We start from the raw sequence: 17475 nt of genomic DNA, 5'->3' as shown, positions 1-17475 counted from the left end.
AGGCTTGGGGGATTCGAGACTGCCCGGAAGGACGAAGATGTCTGAGATCGCCTCGGTCACCGGACCCAAGAAGATCGGCCTGCTCAGCGTGGGGGCCTACCGCCCCCAACGCGTCGTCACCAACGACGAGATCTGCCAGAACATCGACTCGTCCGACGAATGGATCTATGCCCGGACCGGCATCAAGACGCGGCGCTTCGCTGCCGACCACGAGTCCGCGACCTCGATGGCGATCGAAGCCAGCCGGGAAGCACTCGCCCGGGCCGAGGTGGACGGTTCCGACATCGACGGCGTGATCGTGGCCACCAACACCCACTTCCTGCAGACGCCGGCCGCCGCACCCGCGGTCGCCACGGCGCTGGGCGCCAAGGGTGTGCCCGGATTCGACCTGTCGGTGGGATGTGCGGGTTTCGGTTACGCGCTCGGCGTCGCCGCGGACATGATCCGCGGCGGCAGCGCCCGCAAGATGCTGGTGGTGGGCACCGAGAAACTGTCCCCGACGGTCGACATGCTCGATCGCAGCAACTGTTTCATCTTCGCCGACGGCGCCGCGTCGGTGGTGGTGGGTGAGACGCCCGAGCAGGGCATCGGGCCGGCCGTCTGGGGCAGTGACGGGGAACAGGCCAACGCCATCCGTCAGGACATCGACTGGATCACCTACACGGAGAACCCGACCGGACCCCGCCCGTTTCTGCGGATGGAGGGCACCGCCGTGTTCCGGTGGGCCGCGTTCGAGATGGGCAAGGTCGGCCGGCAGGCGATGGACGCCGCAGGAGTGCGGTCCGATGAGATCGACGTCTTCATCCCGCACCAGGCCAACAGCAGGATCAACGAGCTGCTGGCCAAGAACATGCAGCTGCGCCCAGACGCCGTCGTCGCCAACGACATCGAGCACACCGGCAACACCTCGGCGGCCTCGATTCCGCTGGCGATGCACGAGCTGTTGGCGACCGGCGCGGCCAAGGGTGGTGACCTGGCCCTGCTGATCGGCTACGGCGCCGGTCTGAGCTACGCCGCGCAGGTGGTGCGGATGCCGACGGGCTGAAGCCCGGCGCTCATGTCCCGCCGCCGGCCTGCCGTTCAGGCTCCGGATCGGGGTCCCGGCCCGCCGGCGCCTCGCCGCGCAGCCGGGCCTGCAACTGCGCGCGTTCGGTGCGCCGCCGCTCGCCTGTGACCTCGAGGACCCCGGCGGCGCGCCGGCGCAGCGGGCTGAACAGCCACATGCCCAGCGGCATCGCGACGACCAGCCCGAACAGGCCGGCGACGGCGAGCGGGAAGTCGTTCACACCGAGCAGCCGCGCAACCGCGTAGATCGCTACGCTGACCACCACCGCCAGCAGCAGCCTCGCCGCCGCATAGAGGAGGACGTCGACGACGCCGCGTTGATTCTCCGGACCCTGAACCGTCTTGTCACTGGGCGCTTCTGACACAACTTGAGCCTAGCCACCGGCCGGTCGCGGGTATATTCGCTCTACAGGAGGTGTCGAGTGCTTTACCTGCTCGTCGTCCTGATTCTCGGGACGTTGATCTATCTGGGGTTGCGTGCGGCGAAGTCGCAGACGAGCCGGCCGAAGAGCCGGGTCATCGGGCCCGACGACGATCCCGAATTCCTGCGCCGACTGGGCGAGAACAAGCCTCGCTGAGCGGGTCAGACGAAGTTCGGGTTCGCCCGCCGCTGATCACCCGGAAATCCATCGGCGACGGCCGCCGCGAGCTCGGCCAGCGCCTCGCGGGTCTCCCGCTTCAACCGATCTAGGTTGATCTCGGCGCCCTCCTCGAGGTGCGGGTCGAACGGCACCACCCGCACCGCCCGGCAGCGCCGCGCGAAGTGGTCGACCACCTTCTGCATATCGACCTTGCCCGACCGCGACCGCACCGCGTTGATGACCGCGATCGAGTTGCGCACCAGGTCTTCGTGGCCGTGCGCCTCCAGCCAGTCCAGCGTCGCCGAGGCACTGCGGGCGCCGTCGATGGAACCCGAAGCGACCACGATCAGCACGTCGGCCTTGGCCAGGATCGCCGACATCGTGGAGTGCAGCAACCCGGTCCCGCAGTCGGTGAGCACCAGGCCGTAGAAGCGGTCCAAGATGTCCAGGGTGCGGGTGTAGTCGTCGCCGCTGAATGCCTCCGAAACGGTCGGATCGCTGTCGGAGGCAAGCACTTCCAGCCCGCTCTCGTTCTGCGAGGTGTAGCCGCGGACGTCGCTGTAGCGCTCGATGCTCTCCGCGTCGCGCAGCAGATGCCGCACCGTGGCCGGGGTGTCCAGCGGGAGCTTCTGGCTCAACGTGCCGCGGTCGGGGTTGGCGTCCACCGCGACCACCCGGTCACCGCGGATCGACGCGAATGTGGAGCCCAGGGTCGCGGTGATCGTGGTCTTGCCGACCCCGCCTTTCAGCGACAGCACCGCGATGCGGTAGCTGCCCCGCAGTGGCCGGTTGATCTGGGCCACCAGGTTGTGGTGCCGCATCGCTCGGGGACTCTCCCCGAGGTTGATCAGCTGACCGGACATGACGTACAGCGCTCGGCGCCAGCCCTCCGAAGGTGGCGGCTTGACCGGTCGCAGCAGCACGGTGGTGGACAGCTCCGGATACGGCGTCTGGGGCAGCGGCTCCGGGCGGAACTGCGGCCGTTCCCGTGTGCCGGCGTCGTCGGGCGGGCCGGGGTAGTAGGCGCCGTAGGCCGTCGGGTCCACCCGGGTGATGCCGGTGACCGGGCCCGTCGTCGGCCCGGCTTCCCACTGCGGACGGCCGTGGGGCAGTTCGACCGGTTGGGGCGGCGGCGTCATGCTGGCCGAACCGACGGTGCTGTCGCTGGCCGCTGATCCCCGCCGCTCGGTGCGGAAGCCGGCGAAGGCCCGCGTCGGTGCACCGTGTTCGGCGGGCGGCACGGCAGGCAACTGCGTCGTCGGCTGATCTGAACCGGCATTCTGGCCTGCGCCGTCCGCCGAATAGACCTGCGGCGCCCCCACGGCCGGTGTTGGATGTTCTGACACTGCACTCCCCCTCTTGCCCGCTTGCTCGGGTCGGTAGCCGTCGGTCAGCCGACACCCGCGTACGAGTGCAGGCCGACGGTCACCAGGTTAACGAAGAACAGATTGAAGACCATCGCGACGAACCCCGCGACGTTGACCCACGCCGCCTTACGGTCCCGCCAACCCGCCGTTGACCTGGCATGTAGGTAGGCCGCGTAGATCACCCATGCGATGAACGACACTGTTTCCTTGGGGTCCCAGCCCCAGTACCGGCCCCAGGCCTCTTCCGCCCAGATCGCGCCGAAGATGACCCCGAACCCGAACACCGGGAAGGCGAAGATCGTGGTCCGGTAGGCGATGCGGTCCAGGGTCTGGGCGTCGGGGAAGCGCTGCGTCAGCTGCGCCAGCCGGCCCTCGGTCTCGGGGTCCCCGAAGCGCGAGGTCCGCAGCAGGAACAGGATGCTGCAGATGCCAGCGACCAGGAATACCCCGGAGCCCAGGCTGACCACCGAGACGTGAATGGGCAGCCAGTAGGACTGCAGGGCCGGCATGACCGGCGCGGCGTTGGTGTAGAGCCAGCGCCCGGACACCGTGAGCAGGATCAGGATCGGCAGCAGCAGGAAGACCCACAGCGGACGGTACTGCGGGCGGCGCAGCACCACCGCGCCGGCGACCAGACCGCACATGCAGGTGAGGTTGATGAATTCGTACATGTTGCCCCAGGGCACCCGCATGGTGGCCAGTCCCCGCAGCACGATGCAGGCGAGCAGCAGTCCGCAACCGAGGTACAGCACGGACAACCCGGCGCGACCCACGCGTTCGTCGAACGGGCGTTGCGGGGCATCCGCGACGACGCCGGGCGTCGCGCTGTCGGTGCTGACGCCGCCGGCGGCGACCGGCTCGAGTTTGCGGGCCCGGACGTAGGCGAGCTCGTAGGCCAGCAACAGCAGCGCCACGACCAGTGCGACCACCGCCGAGGTGAACGCCCAGTCGGAATAGCGGGCCAGGCCGAGGTCGATGTGCTGGGTGTTCATGTGAGGTTCCTTCCGGCCTTACTGGAAATGCCGGCCGGCACACCGGATCCGCCCAAACCGGCCAATAATCGCTCGGTGAGGCGCTCGAACTCGTCGCCCCAGCCGGAGTTGTCGGTCCGTGCCAGACCGCCCAGTTCGACGTTCACGGTACTGGGCCGGTCGCTGTCCGGCGTGAGTCGAACCCACACCCGGCGCCGGCGCACCAGCAGCGATACCAACAGTCCGGCCATCATGCTGATCGCGAACACCAGCACCCAGGCCTGTCCGGGGTCGTGCGACACCTGCAGGTTGACGAACGGTACCGCGCCGTCGAAACGCACGACGGTGCCCGCGGCCGGGCCCTGATCGATGCGGACCTGATCCCCGGCGCGCAGATTGACCCGCTTCTCCCTGGTCAACCTGCCCTGTTCGATCAGCCGGGGGTCCAGGGTGAACAACGACTGCGGCCGGCCGGTGTCCAGCCCGGTGTCGCCGCGGTAGATGTCGATGGCCACCGCCGGGTCGTTGAGCGCCGGGAAGCGCGACGACAGCAGGGCGCCGTCGAGCTGTTCGGTGGGCGCCAGCAGGCCCTGGATCGCGATCTGGTGTTGGCGCCGCTCCTGGGCGGTGGGGTAGCTGCCGGCCGGCGGGTCGACGCGGGCCACGCCCGACGAGAGCAGCGTCTGCGGGTTGTCGGGTCGCCATTGCACGGTGGAGGTGCGGGTCTGACCGTCGGGGAAGGTGACGGTGAAGGTCGGCGCGTAACCGTGGCCCTGCAGGTAGACCCGGTCCCCGCCGACGCGCAGCGGGTGGTTGACCTCCAGCCGGTAGGGCCGCCAGGTGTTGGCGTCGAGGTCGGCCCCGGCTTGGTAGGCGATGTCCGCGGCGAACGAGGTGGCCTGCCCCGACGGCAGATAGTGCGCCTGAAAGTTGTTGACCCGCAGGCAGATCGGATTCAGCGAGGTGCCGTCGACGGTGTTGCCGGCACGGAACGAATCGAACGCGGCCGGCGACGCCGAGCAGAACCCCGGACCACCGTCGGCGATGACGATCACGTTGCCCTCGTAACCGAACAGCTTGCCGACGGCGACCGCCACCAGCAGGCCCAGCAGCGAGAAGTGGAACACCAGGTTGCCGAATTCGCGCAGATACCCCTTTTCGGCGGCGATCTCGACGGTGTCAGCGCGGTGCCTGACCGCCGTGCGCCAGCCCCGCAGCCGGGCCTCGATGGCGGTGGCCAGCGCGTCGACCTCCGCCGGTCCGGTGGTCAGCTCCTGCTCAGCGTGCTTGGGCAGCCGGGCGAGGTTGCGCGGCGCGGCCACCGGTTCGGCGCGCAGGCTGCGGGCGTGCTCGAAGATCCGCGGGGTGAGGCAGCCGACCAGCGAGATGAACAGCAACACGTAGATGGCGGTGAACCAGAAACTGGAGAACACGTCGAAGGCCTGCAGCTCGTTGAGCCACGGCCCGATCATCGGGTGGGTGTGCAGATACTCCTCGACCTTGCCGGCGTTGAGGCTGCGCTGCGGTAGCAGCGCCCCGGGTATCGCGGCCAGCGCGAGCAGGAAGAGCAGCACCAGCGCGGTGCCCATCGATGTCAGGGAGCGCCAGGTATTGCGCGCCCTCGCCGCAAGTCCCGTGAGCATCAGATCGGCAACCTCACGTCGGACACAAAAGCGTCGCGCAGCCAGGACACGAAGTCGTTCCACACCCCGGTGACCAGCGCGAAGCCCACCGAGATCAGCAGCACGCCACCGAATATCTGGATCGCCCGGCTGTGCCGGCGCAGCCAGCCCAGCGCGGTCACCGCTTTGGCCGACCCCACTGCCAGCAGCACGAACGGCACGCCCAGGCCCAGGCAGTAGGCGATCACCAGCGCGACACCGCGCGCCACGTTCGCGCCGTCGGTGGCGGAGGCCACGGTGATCACCCCGGTCAGCGTCGGCCCCAGGCAGGGCGTCCAGCCCAGTGCGAACACCGCGCCGAGCAGCGGCGCACCGGCCACCGTCGTCCACTGTCCGGGGCTGAACCTGGCCTGTTGCTGCAGCGCCGGGATGAGCCCGACGAAGACGAGTCCCATCACGATGGTGAGCACGCCGCCGACGCGCTGCAGCACCAGCTGGTTGTCGATCAACGCGGTGGTCATGCCCAGGACCGCGACGGTGCCCAGCACGAAGATCGTGGTGAACCCGGCGACGAAGAGCAGGGCGGACCCGGCGACCCGCCAGCGCGCCGCCGGCGGGGCCTTGAGGGTGCCGGGTTGCTCGTCGGAGACCCCGACCACCGCCGCCAGATACGACAGGTAGCCCGGTACCAGCGGCACCACGCACGGCGACGCGAACGACACCAGCCCGGCCAGCATGCAGACCCCGAGGGCCACCACCAGGGGCCCGGCGGCAGCGAGGTGGGCGAAGCCGGTCACTGCGGTCCCGACGTCCCGGGTGGCGTCTCGGCGGCGATCCGCTGCACCACCGGTTGCAGGTCCTCGGCCAGCAGTTCGCGCAGGAACACCGCGGCGACCCGGTGCCGGCGGTCCAGCACCAGGGTGGACGGGATGACCGTGGTCGGGTACTTGCCGCCGAACGCGATCAGGGTGCGCATCGGCGGGTCGTAGATCGACGGGAACGTCACATGCCGGTCGCTGACGAAGTCCTGGGCCGCCTGGCGGCTGTTGTCACGCACGTCGATGCCCAGGAAGGACACCCCGGTTGCGCGGGTGGCGTCGTAGACCCGCTGCAGTTGGGTGATCTCGGCCCGGCACGGCCCGCACCACTGGCCCCACACGTTGACGACGACGACGTTGCCGGGAAAGTCGTCCAGTGACACGGTGCGTGCCGGGTCGGTGAGGCTGGGCCCGGACAGCGGGCCAGGCCGGCCGCGGGTGTCCGGCGGGTCGTAGAAGATGTCTGTCTTGCCGCCCGGGGACACGAACTCGAATGTGCCGCCCTGGGCAACCGCGTCCTTCCCGGCCGAACAACCCGTGAGAAACCCGGTCAGCAGTGTCACGGCGACAAGCCACCGGGTCATCCGGCTGCCGGCTCCGAGTACTCCACGTCGACCAGCCGATCGCCGTCGTAGACCAGTGTCGTCACCGACGCCAGCCCGCATTCCCGACGCCGCGGGTCGTGCCAGAGCCGCTGGCCGGTCACGTGCAGGCGCAGCGTCCACACCGGCAGCTGGTGGCTCACGCACACCACCTCGTGCCCGGCGCCCCGCACCCGCGCCTTGTCGGCCGCACTGGACATCCGGCTGGCGACCTCGACGTACGGCTCGCCCCACGACGGTCGGAGCGGGTTGCGGAGTTGCCACCAGTACCGCGGGTTACGCCAGGCACCGTCGCCGGGTCCCATCGGCTTGCCCTCGAAGAAGTTCTCCGACTCGATCAGGTCGGGGTCGGTGTCCACCGGCAGGTTGTGCCGCGCGGCGATGGGCGCGGCGGTCTCCTGTGCCCGCTGCAGCGGTGAGGCGATCACGGCGACGACGTCGCGGTCGGCCAGGAAATCCGCCACCGCCGCTGCCTGCGCGACCCCGTTGTCCGACAGCCGGAAACCGGGCAGCCGGCCGTAGAGGATGCCGGTCGGATTGTGCACCTCACCGTGACGCACCACGTGCACGCGGGTTTCCTCGGCCATCAGGGCTGGTCCTCCTGTGCGGCCGCGGCGGCCGCTGCGGGTAGGGCTGCGGCGATCCGGTCGAAAGCGTCGTCATCGAGCGCCGCCGATACGAACCACGCCTCGAATGCGCTGCACGGCGGGTAGACCCCGGCGTCGAGCAGGGCATGGAAGAACGCCGGATAGCGCCACGTCTGGCTAGCGCGCGCGGACGCGAAATCCGTCACCGGCGCGTCGGCGAATAACACACTCAACATGTTGCCGGCACGCGGAATATGATGTGGCACACCAGTATTGGTCAGTGATTCGGTCAACAGCGCGGCCAGGCGGTCGGCGTTCGCGTCCAGGGCGGCGTACACCGCGTCATCGGCCGCCCGCAACGTCGCCAGCCCGGCGGCCATCGCCACCGGGTTACCCGACAGCGTGCCGGCCTGGTACACCGGGCCCAGCGGGGCGAGTCGCTCCATCACCTCGACCCGGCCCCCGAACGCGGCGGCGGGCAGCCCGCCGCTCATCACCTTGCCGAACGTGAACAGGTCGGCATCGACGGGATCGATTCCGTACCAACCACTTCGGCTGACCCGGAACCCCGTCATCACCTCGTCCACGATCAGCAGCGCACCGTGCGCTGCGGTGATTCGTCGCAGGGCGGCGTTGTAGCCGGGTGCGGGTGGGACGACGCCCATGTTGCCGGGGCTGGCTTCGGTGATCACCGCGGCGATCTGCTCGCCGGCCTGCGCGAAGACCTGCTCGACGGCGTCGATATCGTTGTAGGGCAACACAATTGTGTCGGCCGCGGCTGCACCGGTGACCCCCGGCGAGGACGGCAGGCCCAGGGTGGCCACGCCCGAACCCGCGTCGGCCAGCAACGCGTCGGCGTGCCCGTGGTAACAGCCGGAGAACTTCACGATCTTGGGCCGACCCGTGAAGCCGCGCGCCAACCGGATCGCGCTCATGGTGGCCTCGGTACCGGAGTTCACCAACCGGAGGCGCTGCACCGGGGCGACCCGCCCGATGATCTCGGCGGCCAGTTCAGTCTCGGCCGGGGTCGGCGCCCCGAACGACAGGCCGTCGGCGGCGGCCTTGACCACCGCGTCGACGACCGCGGGGTGTGCATGCCCGAGGATCATCGGCCCCCACGAGCAGACCAGGTCGATGTAGGTGTTGGCGTCGGCGTCGGTGAGCCGGCAGCCGTGCGCCTGGGTGATGAACCGGGGGGTGCCGCCCACCGCGGTGAACGCCCGCACCGGGGAGTTCACTCCGCCGGGGATCACCGCGCAGGCGTCGGAGAACAGCTGTGCGGACGCGCGCGTGCGCGCCGTTGCCTGGTCAGTCCCCATGCTGACTAGTGTCCCAGCCGCCGCCCCCCGATCAACTACAGGGTGTAGAAGATCACGGCGGGTTGATGTGCGCCGGGCTCGGCGAGTTGGATGGCGATCATGCGATTCCCTCAACGCCTGGCCCGGATCAACCGGTACGTCACCAACCCCGTACAGCGTCTGTGGGCAGGCTGGCTGCCCCCGTTCGCCATCATCGAACACGTCGGACGGCGCTCCGGAAAGCCCTACCGCACCCCGGTCAACGCGTTTTACACCAACGTCGACGGCCGGCCCGGCCTGGCCGTCCCGCTGGCATACGGACCCGACCGGGACTGGCTGAAGAACATCAAGGCCGCCGGCGGTGCGCAGGTGCGCCGCAACGCCAAGACCTTCCGGGTGAGCGAACCGCGGGTGGTCGGCAAGGACGAGGCGGCCCGGCACGTGAACGGGGTCTGGCGCTCGGTTTTCCCCGCACTGCCGTTCGAGGAAGTGTTGCTGCTCGACCGCACCGGGTCTTGATGCGCATTGTCTCGATCCTCGAACGGCCGGTAGCCCTGCAGGGTGCGCCGGCCAACGCGGTGGTCAACTTCGCCGGCCACACCGTGTCGCTGGTGGCGCTGGTTGCCGAGCGGGACGGCAGGCGCACCGTCGGGGTGGCCTTCAACTCGATCGGGCGGTTCGCGCAGGGCGGGATCCTGCGGGACCGGCTGATCCCGCGAGTGCTGGCCGCGCCGTCGGAGACGCTGCTGGACGGCGCGGGCCTACTCGACCCGGCCGCGGTGCTGGCGTGCGCGCTGCGCGACGAGAAGCCGGGTGGCCATGGGGACCGGGCGACCGCGGCCGCCGCGCTGGAACTGGCGTGCTGGGACCTCACCGCCAAGCTGAACGACGAGCCTGCCTACGCGACCATCGCACGTCATGTCGGTCGGGAACCGGTCCGCTCGGTCGCGGTGTATGCCGCCGGCGGGTACTACCACCCGGACGCCGGCCTGGACGGACTGCGGGCGGAGGTGGGTTCGTATCTGGACCTCGGGTACGACGCGGTGAAGATGAAGATCGGCGGGGCGGACGTGCCGGGCGACCTGGCGCGCATCGAGGCCGTCATCGACGCGGTCGGCCGGGGCGACCGGGTCGCGGTGGACGCCAACGGCCGTTTCGACCGGGCCGCGGCGACCCGGTGGGCCACCGCGTTGGCGCCCTACGGGCTGCGCTGGTTCGAGGAGCCCGGCGATCCGCTGGATTTCGAGCTCAACCATGCGGTGACCGATTGTTACGACGGCGCGGTGGCCACCGGGGAGAACCTGTTCTCGGTGCCCGATGTGGTCAACCTGGTCCGCTACGGCGGCATGCGGGCGGGACGGGACATCTTCCAGATGGATGCCGGCCTGAGCTACGGGTTGGGTGAATACACCCGCATGCTCGCGGTTCTCGAGACGCACGGGTTCGACCGCAGGTTCGCCTATCCACACGGCGGGCACCTGATCAACCTGCACATCGCGGCCGGGCTCGGTCTGGGCGGGTGTGAGGCCTACCCCGGGGTGTTCCAGCCGTTCGGCGGCTACTCGCCGGGTTGTGCGTTGGCAGACGGCCGGATCTCACCCACCGACGCACCGGGCTTCGGGCTGGAGGAAAAACCCGGCCTGTCCGGACTGATCGAGGAGCTGGTCGGATGAAGGTCGCGGTAATCGGTTGCGGTGCAATGGGTTCGATCTACGCGACCAGATTGGCCGCGGCGGGTAACGACGTCACGGTGATCGACAGCTACCAACCCGGCATCGACGTCATCGCCCGGCACGGACTGCGGGTCACCGGTCCCGGTTACGACCGGACTGTGCAGCTGCGGGCCGCCACCGTCGCACCGGACGAGCCCATGGACCTGATCGTGCTGGCCGTCAAGGCCGCGGACGTGACAACGGGTGCGCGACAAGCACTTTCGATGCTCGACGGCGCCACCCCGGTGCTGACCATCCAGAACGGCCTGGGTTCGGCCGACACGGTGGCGGACATCGTTGGCGAGCATCGGGTCGCGGTCGGGATCGCCAGCGGCTTCGGAGCGGCCCGGGTCGCACCCGGACACGTGCACCACAATGCCATGCGCGCCATGCGTTTCGGCGCGTACTCGTCACTGCCCCATCAAACGGTCGCGGCCGTCGCGCAGGTGTGGAGCGACGCCGGCTTCGACGCGGCCGCGGTCACCGACATCGCCGCGATGCAGTGGGAGAAGCTGATCTGCAACGTCGCCTACAGTGCGCCGTGTGCGTTGACCGGCATGACCGTCGGGCAGGTGATGGACGACGCCGAGATGGGACCGGTCAGCCGGGCCGCGGCCATCGAAGCGTGGACGGTGGCCCGAGCCTCCGGCATCGCGATCGACGTCGAGGATCCCGTCGCGCACATCCGCGACTTCGGCGCGGGCATGCCCGATGCGAAACCGTCTGCGTTGCTGGACCATGAGGCCCGTCGGGTCTCCGAGATCGACGTCATCAACGGGGCGGTGCCGCGCCACGGCGCGCGGGTCGGCGTCGAGGCACCGGTCAACGCCACGCTGACCGCCGTGGTCAAGGCGGTCGAAAAGCGTTGGGGCTAAGCCCTGCGACGGCCCGACCGCTGCACCGCGCAGTACAACCCGAGCACCACCATCCACGACAACAGGCTCAGCCACAGTTGGGTACGGGCCTCGTGATCGAACGCCATCTGCACCAGCACCGCCACGATCCCGGCCAGGGTGAGCACCGACAGCACTGGGAAGAACCACATCCTGACCCGCAACTGCTCGTCCGGCGTACGACGCCGAAGCACGATCTGCGACAACGCAATCAGCAGGTAGACGAATAAGATGATGGCGCCCGAGGAGTTGAGCAGGAACAGGAACACGGTGTCGGGCGCCAGCCAGGCCATCAGCACACACAGAAAGCCCACCACTGAGGACCCGATGATCGCGATGTGCGGCACGCCGCGCCGGCTGATCCTGACCAGCTGGGCCGGCGCCTCGTTGCGGTCGGCCAGCACGAACAGCATGCGCGACGCGGTATACAGGCCCGAGTTCAGGCAGGACAGCACCGCGGTGAGCATCACGGCGTTCATGATCTGGTCCGCGCCGGGAATGCCGATGTGCTTCAGCGCCGCCACATAGGGTGATGCACCCAATTCCACTGAATTCCACGGCATTACCACGACGAGCAGGAAAACCGAACCGACGAAGAAGAACGCGATGCGCAGCACCACCGAATTCGTCGCCCGGGCCACAGCGCGCTCGGGTTCCCGGCTTTCGGCCGCGGCGATGGTGACGACCTCGGCGCCCACCATGGAAAAGATCACCACCACGATGGCCGCGAAGACGGCCCCGACACCGTGCGGAAACAAACCGCCGTGCGCGGTCAGGTTGGCAAAGCCGGTGTGCCGACCCGGCAGCCAGCCGAACGCGAACGCCGTCCCCAGACCCAGGAAGATCACGATGGTCGCGACTTTGATTCCGGCGAACCAGAATTCGAACTCGCCGAACGACGACACCGAGAACAGGTTGGTCGCGGTCATCAACAGCATCAAGCCCAGCGACGACAACCACAGCGGTAGCGAGAACCAGTAGTTGAGCACCTTGCCGCCGGCGACCGCCTCGAAGCCCACCACGATCACCCAGAAATACCAATACAGCCAGCCCACCGAAAACCCGGCCCAACCCCCGAGTGCCGTTGTCGCATAGTCGGCGAACGAGCCGGTCGACGGGTTCGCGGTGGCCATCTCACCCAGCATCCGCATCACCAGGATGATCAGCAGACCGCAGATCGCGTAGGTCAGGAACGCAGCCGGTCCGGTCTTGTGGATCACCACACCGGAACCGACGAACAGCCCCGCCCCGATCACCCCGCCGATGGCGATCATGTTCAGCTGGCGTTGCGACAACCCTTGGCGCAGCTGCGTGGTGCCGCTCATGGCGTCTAACGACAGCACATCCCGCTGTGAATCGCGAGCCCGGACGTCGGTGGATCAAGGCAGTGTCACGAGTGTCTTCCAATACGGCGTGGCACGGGCGTCAAACTCCGGTTGTCCCGGCATCATTGACGATCGTGGCCGACCTGACCCGCCGTACGGTGCTGCGCATGGGCGCCGGCGCCAGCCTCGGAGCGGCCGGTGCGTGGGCGCTCGGCGCCCTGGCCGACCCGGCCAGCACCGTGGCCGCACCGGCCGCGCCCGCTCCGTTCGATCCCCCGACGGCGGGCAAGACCCTGCCGACCAAACTGACCGGTTCGTTCGTGTCGGCGGCGCGCGGCGGCGTCAAGACCAACTGGGTCATCGCCATGCCGCCGGGGCAGACCAAGATGCTGCGGCCGGTGATCGCGTTGCACGGCAAGGACAGCGACGCGAACATGATGCTGGACTGCGGTGTCGAGGACGCGCTGGCCCAGCTGGTCGCCGACGGCAAACCGCCGTTCGCGGTGGTGGGCGTCGACGGGGGCCCCAGCAGTTACTGGCATCGGCGCTCCAACGGCGAGGACGCCGGCACCATGGTGCTCGAGGAGCTGCTGCCGATGCTGACCTCGATGGGCATGGACACCTCGCGGGTCGGATTCCTGGGCTGGTCGATGGGCGGGTACGGCGCGCTGCTGCTGGGCGCCCGGCTGGGTCCGGCCCGCACCGCCGGGATCTGCGCGATCAGCCCGGCGCTGTACCTGTCCTACCTCGGCGCCGCACCCGGCGCGTTCGACAGCATCGACGACTGGAACCGCAACACCGTGTTCGGCTTGCCGGTGCTGAACTCGATTCCCATCCGGGTCGACTGCGGGATCGGCGACCGGTTCTTCTTCTCCAGCAGCCAATTCGTCAGCCAGCTCAAGAAGAAGCCGGCGGGCAGCTTCTCCCCCGGCGGTCACGACGTCGACTACTGGCGCGCGCAGTTGCCGGCCGAGCTGGCCTGGATGGCGACCTGACATATGGCAGTCACCGCGGAGCAGCGCATCCCCCGGGCTGCGTTCCGTCCGGACATCGAAGGCCTGCGCGCCATCGCGGTCGTCGCCGTGGTCCTCTATCACGCCGGCGTGCCGGGCATCGGCGGCGGCTACATCGGCGTCGACGTCTTCTTCGTCATCTCCGGCTTCCTGATCACCGGGCTGTTGTGGCGTGAGGTCGCGACCACGAAAACCGTTGCACTCGGCGGCTTTTACGCTGCCCGGGCGCGTCGGCTGCTGCCGGCCGCGGCGACGGTAGGGGTGGTCACCGCGGTGGTGGCCGCCATCGTGCTGCCGCCGCTGCAGGCCCGACGGGTGTTCGTCGACGGCATCGCCAGCATGCTGTACGTCGGCAACTACCGATTCGCCGCGCAAGGCACCGACTACATGGGCGCCGACCTGCCGTCGCCGTTCCAGCACTACTGGTCGTTGGGCGTGGAGGAGCAGTTCTATCTGGTGTGGCCGGCGCTCATCATCGGCACGGCGTGGCTGGTCGGCCGGTTGCGCCGGGACACCTCGAGCGCGGCACCGTATGCGGTGCTGCTGGGCGTGGTCGGCGCGGCGTCGTTGACGGCCGCGGTGATCTGGACGCACAGCTCGCCGCCGTGGGCGTTCTTCTCGCTGCCCACCCGCGCCTGGGAACTGGCCGCCGGCGGGCTGGTCGCACTCACCATCGACCAGTGGCGGCGGCTGCCGTTGGTGCCGGCGACGGTCGCCGGGTGGGGCGGGCTGGCGCTGATCCTGCTGACCTGCACCCAGTTGGGTCCGCACACCCCCTACCCCGGCACCTCGGCGCTGTTGCCGGTGCTGGGCACCGCGCTGGTGATCGGAAGCGGTTCGGTCACCGGCGGCATGGGGGTGGGACGGGTGCTGTGCCCGCCGGTGATGCGGGCGATCGGGCGGGTGTCGTACTCGTGGTACCTCTGGCACTGGCCGGTGTTGCTGCTGCTGCCGGCGCTGCTCGGCGATCCCGGCGGGCTGCCCGGCCGGTTGGCGGCGACGACGGTGTCCGCGGGCCTGGCGGTGATCACCATGCATGCGGTGGAAAACCCCGGTCGCTTCGCCGCGGCGCTGCGGCGCTCGGCACGGGTCAGCCTGGCCGTGGCCGGTGCCGCCAGCGCGGTAGCGGCGTGCGCGTGCGCGGTGTTGCTGACGGCGGTGCCGGCGCCGGTGGGTCACGGGACCGCGGCGCCGCAGGCGAAAATCGAGGCGCTGCCGCCGGCGCCTGACCCGCAGCTCAGTCCGCAGGAGGCGGCGGTGCGCCAAGCGTTCGCCCAGGCCCGCGCGGCACTCGCCGCCTCGGCGGGTCTGCGGGCGGTGCCGTCGAACTTGGACCCGACGTTGGCGGCGGCGCCGGGCGATAAGGCGCCGGTGTTCGTCAACGGATGCATGCGGTCCTGGCGCGAGGTGGGTCAGAGCGAGTGCGCCTCGGCGGACACCGCGTCGCCGACCACGGTGGCGCTGATTGGTGACTCGCACGCGGCGATGTGGAATCCGGCGTGGGAGCAGGTGGCCGGACAACGGCACTGGCGGCTGGAAACGCTGACCAAGGTCACCTGCCCGTTTCTGGACCTGCCGATCGTCAGCCCCTACCTGGGCCGCAAGTACACCGAGTGCGAGCAGTGGCGCGCGCAGATCGTGGACCGATTGCGGGCCAAGCCACCGAAGCTGGTGGTGCTGAGCATGAGTCGGCGCTACCACGGCGACTTCAGCTTCGCCTCGTACGACCCGGCGTGGATCGACAAGTTGGGGGCCATCGTCGCCTACCTGCGCGGCATGGGTTCCACGGTGCTGGTGCTGGGGCCGGTCGCCGATCCGCAATCGTCGGCTCCGACCTGCCTGTCGGCCCACCTCGACGACGCCGGCGCCTGCGCACCGATGCGCTCGGTGGCGGTCGACGGCGACGGTATTGCCGCCGAGCAACGGGTGACCACCGCGGCGGGCGGCTCTTACGCCGACCTGACCGACCTGTTCTGCACGCCGGAACGCTGCCCGATGATCGTCGGCAACACCCTGGTGTTCCGGGACGACAATCACGTCACCACCGAGTACGCCCAGCTGTTGTCACCCGTCATCGGCGCCTCGGCCGACCACGCGTTGCCCGGTGCCTGAATCGCGTCGATTTCGTAGCGACACCGTTGCCGAATGAACCACGATGCGCCGACGAACGTGGTACGAATATAAGGGTTTTGGAGGTTTGAGATGAGTCCGATGTTGATGGTGCTGGTTACGGCAGCTGCGCCAGTCGCCGGGCTCGGTGTCTGGCAATTACAGACTCGCCTCGAACGTTGGGATTACGAGCGGCACGCAGAGGATTAGAGCCGCAACGGTTTTGGGTCAGCGTTAGGGGCTCGGTCGGCGCCCCGTGCCTTCCGGGCCCCGGAGCATCTCGAGGGACAGAAATGTCATCGGGCCCTTGTCTTCGAACTTGTCCGCAACCTTGCCGGAGATGCCGCCCTCGACCGCGAGTTCGCTGATCAGATCCAGCTTGAGTTGGGCAGTGCCCTCGGTGAAGTCGAGGTCGGCCAGGTCGACCCACACGATGTTGGGGCGGGTGGTGGATTCGTAGATGTAGCGCTTAGTGGTCAGATCGAGCACGACCTGCCAGATGGTCTGCGAGGCATCCGGTTTGCCCGGATCCGGGATGCGGAAAGGTTGCGCTGCATTGCGGATAACCGAGAACATGGCCGCGACGGCATCGACCTGGCTGTCCGGGGCGGGCAACCGCTCGAGGTAGTAGCTCGCGCGCGCGAACCGGTCACGGGCGTCGGTACTGCCGGGCAGTGGGAAGTCACCGCCCAGACCCGTGAACGATTTCACCAGCTCGAGTTGCTGATCGAAGGTCGGTGAATTGGTCATCACCCGGTAGTCCTTCGAGTGGTACACCTGCGCGTGGCCGTCGATGTATTCGATGATCGCCGAGTCGCCGGCGGCGTCGTCGAGGGCCAGATGCAAGCCGGGGCGTTTGCCGCCGGTGGGGTCGTCCATCTGCACCACTTGTACGTCGGTCTCGGTGATCCACGCGGTGGCCTCTGCGACGGTAGCGAAGTTGTCCAGGAAGTACTGCAGCCAAATTGCCTGCCCGAGCTGCGTGCGCGAATCGTCCGGCTCCCCATAGCTGGATTCGGCGAGCCACAGAATGTGTCCCGCCAGACCCGCTTCGTTCATACCGTCCACGGAGGTGATGTCGTAGGCGGTGGCTACGACACTGCCGTACTTCGATGTCCAGGTGAGTTTCCCGGCCACTGTGTCGTCGCGTCGTACGCCGCGCGGTTGCTTCCACAGGTTGGTCATCAGGTCTGTGTGAAAGTCCATGTTCCGGCCTACCAAAACCAAGTGGCCGGTCTTGTCGCCGGTGTCCGGCCAGAGGACTCGTGTGCACACGTGACGCCGCCTTCTTCGATTCGTTGTTGTATCGACTACGTTTCTGAAACCTTGCCGCCGAACTCATCCCACACCAGGCGATAGATCGTATTTACCAGCTGTGCCTTCCGGACGGCCGGGCCCACACCGGTGACCTAGTCGCTGCGATCTCGGGGCGACACCTGAACCCGTTACGGATAGAAACGACGGGACGACGAGCGGCACTCGGAGGACTAGTGCGTCGTTGAGGACTGCGGT

Annotated in this window: 17 protein-coding genes; 7 read left to right on the top strand and 10 right to left on the bottom strand. The window is 68.7% G+C overall.

What is annotated here, in order from left to right:
• The first annotated feature begins 37 nt into the window (after nucleotides 1-37).
• On the top strand, nucleotides 38-1045 hold the full coding sequence (gene fabH, locus ACZYZ9_RS07905; RefSeq protein ID WP_463825688.1) for a beta-ketoacyl-ACP synthase III: 1008 nt from the start codon (nucleotides 38-40) through the stop codon (nucleotides 1043-1045).
• 10 nt (nucleotides 1046-1055) lie between these two features.
• On the opposite strand, the gene ACZYZ9_RS07900 is transcribed toward fabH, so the two are convergent.
• A complete protein-coding gene (locus ACZYZ9_RS07900) occupies nucleotides 1056-1430 on the bottom strand; it encodes a DUF4229 domain-containing protein (protein WP_463825687.1) in 375 nt (124 codons plus the stop codon).
• A gap of 57 nt (nucleotides 1431-1487) precedes the next feature.
• Here ACZYZ9_RS07900 and ACZYZ9_RS07895 point away from each other — a divergent pair, with 57 nt between their 5' ends.
• Nucleotides 1488-1643 carry a hypothetical protein gene (locus ACZYZ9_RS07895; protein ID WP_463825686.1) on the top strand — a complete coding sequence of 52 codons (156 nt, stop codon included), beginning with the start codon at nucleotides 1488-1490 and terminating at the stop codon, nucleotides 1641-1643.
• 5 nt (nucleotides 1644-1648) lie between these two features.
• Here ACZYZ9_RS07895 and ACZYZ9_RS07890 read toward each other — a convergent pair whose 3' ends face one another.
• From ACZYZ9_RS07890 to hemL, 7 genes are all read right to left on the bottom strand, one after another.
• Complete coding sequence (locus ACZYZ9_RS07890) at nucleotides 1649-2968, bottom strand: MinD/ParA family ATP-binding protein (RefSeq protein WP_463825976.1); 1320 nt, start codon at nucleotides 2966-2968, stop codon at nucleotides 1649-1651.
• 68 nt (nucleotides 2969-3036) lie between these two features.
• On the bottom strand, nucleotides 3037-4005 hold the full coding sequence (gene ccsB, locus ACZYZ9_RS07885) for a c-type cytochrome biogenesis protein CcsB (protein WP_463825685.1): 969 nt from the start codon (nucleotides 4003-4005) through the stop codon (nucleotides 3037-3039).
• Nucleotides 4002-5627: a cytochrome c biogenesis protein ResB gene (resB, locus tag ACZYZ9_RS07880; protein ID WP_463825684.1), complete on the bottom strand. Its 1626-nt coding sequence runs from the start codon at nucleotides 5625-5627 to the stop codon at nucleotides 4002-4004. The genes ccsB and resB overlap by 4 nt, the downstream gene beginning before the upstream one ends.
• Nucleotides 5627-6403, bottom strand: coding sequence for a cytochrome c biogenesis CcdA family protein (locus ACZYZ9_RS07875; RefSeq protein ID WP_463825683.1), 777 nt, complete (start codon nucleotides 6401-6403; stop codon nucleotides 5627-5629). The genes resB and ACZYZ9_RS07875 overlap by 1 nt, the downstream gene beginning before the upstream one ends.
• The gene (locus ACZYZ9_RS07870; RefSeq protein ID WP_463825682.1) at nucleotides 6400-7008 is read right to left on the bottom strand and encodes a TlpA disulfide reductase family protein; all 609 of its coding nucleotides are present in this window, start codon (nucleotides 7006-7008) and stop codon (nucleotides 6400-6402) included. The genes ACZYZ9_RS07875 and ACZYZ9_RS07870 overlap by 4 nt, the downstream gene beginning before the upstream one ends.
• Nucleotides 7005-7613 (bottom strand): histidine phosphatase family protein, encoded by a 609-nt coding sequence (locus tag ACZYZ9_RS07865; RefSeq protein WP_463825681.1) that lies wholly within the window; start codon nucleotides 7611-7613, stop codon nucleotides 7005-7007. The genes ACZYZ9_RS07870 and ACZYZ9_RS07865 overlap by 4 nt, the downstream gene beginning before the upstream one ends.
• Nucleotides 7613-8932, bottom strand: a complete 1320-nt coding sequence (gene hemL, locus ACZYZ9_RS07860) for a glutamate-1-semialdehyde 2,1-aminomutase (protein WP_463825680.1) — start codon at nucleotides 8930-8932, stop codon at nucleotides 7613-7615. Before hemL ends, ACZYZ9_RS07865 begins: the two co-directional genes overlap by 1 nt.
• A gap of 99 nt (nucleotides 8933-9031) precedes the next feature.
• On the opposite strand from hemL, the gene ACZYZ9_RS07855 reads away from it, so the two are divergent.
• Genes ACZYZ9_RS07855 through ACZYZ9_RS07845 form a run of 3 tightly spaced genes read left to right on the top strand, consistent with a single transcriptional unit; the run spans nucleotide 9032 to nucleotide 11498 of the window.
• Complete coding sequence (locus ACZYZ9_RS07855; protein WP_463825679.1) at nucleotides 9032-9430, top strand: nitroreductase family deazaflavin-dependent oxidoreductase; 399 nt, start codon at nucleotides 9032-9034, stop codon at nucleotides 9428-9430.
• Entirely contained in the window at nucleotides 9430-10584 is a 1155-nt protein-coding gene (locus tag ACZYZ9_RS07850; protein WP_463825678.1) for an enolase C-terminal domain-like protein, read from the top strand. The genes ACZYZ9_RS07855 and ACZYZ9_RS07850 overlap by 1 nt, the downstream gene beginning before the upstream one ends.
• Nucleotides 10581-11498, top strand: coding sequence for a ketopantoate reductase family protein (locus tag ACZYZ9_RS07845; RefSeq protein ID WP_463825677.1), 918 nt, complete (start codon nucleotides 10581-10583; stop codon nucleotides 11496-11498). Before ACZYZ9_RS07850 ends, ACZYZ9_RS07845 begins: the two co-directional genes overlap by 4 nt.
• On the opposite strand, the gene ACZYZ9_RS07840 is transcribed toward ACZYZ9_RS07845, so the two are convergent.
• On the bottom strand, nucleotides 11495-12841 hold the full coding sequence (locus ACZYZ9_RS07840; RefSeq protein WP_463825676.1) for an amino acid permease: 1347 nt from the start codon (nucleotides 12839-12841) through the stop codon (nucleotides 11495-11497). The two genes, ACZYZ9_RS07845 and ACZYZ9_RS07840, sit on opposite strands and share 4 nt — an antisense overlap.
• 167 nt (nucleotides 12842-13008) lie before the next feature.
• On the opposite strand from ACZYZ9_RS07840, the gene ACZYZ9_RS07835 reads away from it, so the two are divergent.
• Together ACZYZ9_RS07835 and ACZYZ9_RS07830 are read left to right on the top strand one after the other, a co-directional pair.
• Complete coding sequence (locus tag ACZYZ9_RS07835) at nucleotides 13009-13836, top strand: alpha/beta hydrolase (RefSeq protein ID WP_463825975.1); 828 nt, start codon at nucleotides 13009-13011, stop codon at nucleotides 13834-13836.
• 3 nt (nucleotides 13837-13839) lie between these two features.
• On the top strand, nucleotides 13840-15966 hold the full coding sequence (locus tag ACZYZ9_RS07830; protein ID WP_463825675.1) for an acyltransferase family protein: 2127 nt from the start codon (nucleotides 13840-13842) through the stop codon (nucleotides 15964-15966).
• Nucleotides 15967-16197: 231 nt separating this feature from the next.
• On the opposite strand, the gene ACZYZ9_RS07825 is transcribed toward ACZYZ9_RS07830, so the two are convergent.
• A complete protein-coding gene (locus tag ACZYZ9_RS07825) occupies nucleotides 16198-17238 on the bottom strand; it encodes a linear amide C-N hydrolase (protein WP_463825674.1) in 1041 nt (346 codons plus the stop codon).
• Between the last annotated feature and the right edge of the window lie 237 nt (nucleotides 17239-17475).

This window comes from Mycobacterium sp. IDUB_28 (assembly GCF_055419285.1).
This window is presented reverse-complemented; position numbering and strand designations above follow the sequence as displayed.

Bases quoted from the DNA above. Each gene is read 5' to 3' on its own strand.
- ACZYZ9_RS07830 (WP_463825675.1), top strand. From the start codon at position 13,840: ATGGCAGTCACCGCGGAGCAGCGCATCCCCCGGGCTGCGTTCCGTCCG.
- ACZYZ9_RS07855 (WP_463825679.1), top strand. From the start codon at position 9,032: ATGCGATTCCCTCAACGCCTGGCCCGGATCAACCGGTACGTCACCAAC.
- ACZYZ9_RS07840 (WP_463825676.1), bottom strand. From the start codon at position 12,841: ATGAGCGGCACCACGCAGCTGCGCCAAGGGTTGTCGCAACGCCAGCTG.
- hemL (WP_463825680.1), bottom strand. From the start codon at position 8,932: ATGGGGACTGACCAGGCAACGGCGCGCACGCGCGCGTCCGCACAGCTG.
- ccsB (WP_463825685.1), bottom strand. From the start codon at position 4,005: ATGAACACCCAGCACATCGACCTCGGCCTGGCCCGCTATTCCGACTGG.
- resB (WP_463825684.1), bottom strand. From the start codon at position 5,627: ATGCTCACGGGACTTGCGGCGAGGGCGCGCAATACCTGGCGCTCCCTG.
- ACZYZ9_RS07845 (WP_463825677.1), top strand. From the start codon at position 10,581: ATGAAGGTCGCGGTAATCGGTTGCGGTGCAATGGGTTCGATCTACGCG.
- ACZYZ9_RS07850 (WP_463825678.1), top strand. From the start codon at position 9,430: ATGCGCATTGTCTCGATCCTCGAACGGCCGGTAGCCCTGCAGGGTGCG.
- ACZYZ9_RS07870 (WP_463825682.1), bottom strand. From the start codon at position 7,008: ATGACCCGGTGGCTTGTCGCCGTGACACTGCTGACCGGGTTTCTCACG.
- fabH (WP_463825688.1), top strand. From the start codon at position 38: ATGTCTGAGATCGCCTCGGTCACCGGACCCAAGAAGATCGGCCTGCTC.
- ACZYZ9_RS07865 (WP_463825681.1), bottom strand. From the start codon at position 7,613: ATGGCCGAGGAAACCCGCGTGCACGTGGTGCGTCACGGTGAGGTGCAC.
- ACZYZ9_RS07835 (WP_463825975.1), top strand. From the start codon at position 13,009: ATGGGCGCCGGCGCCAGCCTCGGAGCGGCCGGTGCGTGGGCGCTCGGC.